This window comes from Bacillus sp. mrc49 (genome assembly GCF_002803435.1).
The window spans coordinates 1-1,917 of sequence record NZ_PHNG01000774.1 but is presented as its reverse complement, the minus strand read 5'-3'; the positions used below and the strand labels follow the sequence as shown (position 1 = coordinate 1,917).

2 protein-coding genes and 1 pseudogene are annotated in these 1,917 nt (G+C 45.6%); 1 reads left to right on the top strand and 2 read right to left on the bottom strand.

Translation table 11 applies throughout. The features are described from left to right. Positions 1-98: 98 nt before the first annotated feature. A complete protein-coding gene (locus CVN76_RS23865; protein ID WP_100533304.1) occupies positions 99-1,292 on the top strand; it encodes a M14 family metallopeptidase in 1,194 nt (397 codons plus the stop codon). A 119-nt stretch (positions 1,293-1,411) separates the two neighbouring features. Here the strand turns inward: CVN76_RS23865 and CVN76_RS31220 are convergent, their stop codons facing one another. After that, the gene (locus CVN76_RS31220) at positions 1,412-1,588 is read right to left on the bottom strand and encodes a hypothetical protein (protein WP_157805692.1); all 177 of its coding nucleotides are present in this window, start codon (positions 1,586-1,588) and stop codon (positions 1,412-1,414) included. A gap of 113 nt (positions 1,589-1,701) precedes the next feature. After that, positions 1,702-1,917, bottom strand: a pseudogene (locus CVN76_RS23860) (hypothetical protein); the annotation flags it as partial.

Genomic DNA, 1,917 nt, shown 5'->3' with positions numbered 1-1,917 from the left:
TTTTTGCGAAGTCAGGATGGGCGGCATTGCTGGCTTTTGGTGCATTAGCCATAATTCATTAAAATGAGCATACACATATGGGTAAGGGGAGGTGCAATATGGACGTTTATGTGAGGCAGAATGACTCTATATGGTATTATAGCCAATTATTCAAGGTCAACTACCAACTGATCATTGATTCCAATAGGGGAATCGATCCACAGGGCCTCATGATAGGACAGCAAATCAAAATTCCCGGCTTCACGTCGACGGCATATAAGATTAAGCGGGGGGATTCATTATGGGCAATTGCCAAATCACGTAATCTTTCATTGGATGCCTTATTTGCGGTTAATCCTGACCTCAACCCGAATGCCCTGCAAGTCGGCCAGACGATTGATGTGCCAGTAAGGATTACGTGGAGGCTCACTCAAGGGAATCAGAACTATGACTATAAGACATTGCTTGCCGATATGGGTCGGCTGAAAAACATTTACCCTTTTATTCAAACATCTCCGATTGGCGACTCGGTGTTAAATAGGGATATCCCCGAAATCCTCATCGGGCAGGGGGATAAACGAATTCATTATAATGGTTCGTTTCATGCGAATGAATGGATTACGACCCCCGTGATCATGACCTTTTTAAATGATTATGTGTTGGCAATCACGAATCAAACGGATATCCGCGGCCTTTCCATGTTGCCCTATTATCAAAAGACACTTCTGTCGATTGTCCCGATGGTGAACCCCGATGGAGTGGAATTGGTGCAAAATGGCCCGCCGGCAGATGAGACATTGAGAGCGAGGCTCGTGGGATGGAATAGTGGCAGCGAGGACTTTTCCGGATGGAAGGCGAATATCAATGGCGTCGACCTCAACGATCAATTCCCCGCCAAATGGGAGCTGGAGCAGGCCCGCAACATGGTAAATGAACCAGGCCCGGCCAATTATTCGGGAACAGGGCCGCTTACACAGCCAGAAGCGATTGCGATGGCAAATCTAACGAGAAAGCGTGACTTTGCGAGAGTCCTCGCATTCCATACTCAAGGTGAGGTCATTTTTTGGGGGTTTGAAAATATGGAGCCGCCAGAGTCTGAAACGATAGTCAATGAGTTTGCGAGGGTAAGTGGCTATGAGCCCGTCAAGTCGGCCAATAGTTACGCAGGGTATAAGGATTGGTACATTCAGGACTGGCGGAGGCCGGGATTTACCGTTGAGCTTGGTAAAGGAACCAACCCGCTTCCTATATCACAGTTCGATGAAATTTATCAAAAGTCACTTGGGATCTTCTTGGCAGGCTTGTACATGTAAACGCCGGACATGCAAAAACGCTCTGCTCCCAGTCGATGGGGGGAGAGCTTTTTATCTTATCGATTATTGATATAAAACGATGAGGGCTGCTGCAAAAAATAAGTAAAGGTAAGCTTTACTTATCGATTGCAAAAATAAGTCGCTATTAAGCCTAAAAAATAACGGTCATCCGCCATTATTGGTCCAGGATATTGCAGCCCCTGATTGATAGGTACTCTAATCGTTTTGCGGTAAAGAAGTTTACCCTCTTTAGCGCCTGTATCGGCCCCGCCTACGCCAGATACTTTGACGGCCACGCATGCCATCCAACCTATATTCATTATAATAGAAAGCGCTTACATTTACAAAAATATTCGTAGTGCAAATTTCGACATTCCAAGCTTTCATTGATGGAAAGCTTGAAGTCAGTTTACATTTCCATGAAATCCTGAAGCTTTTTCGTTAGCCCTCCCTTGCCGAATTTAATCGGCTTTGCCCGCCCGATCGTTTGTTCCGAATCAGATGCGTATTCGAGAAAGGCTAAAAGATTGATCCGCCGGTATAAAATATCGATGATGCCATAGGCATGGAACCAATTATCAATCGTATTGTAAACCCCTCTATTCAGGGCATATTGCTGCTGGCA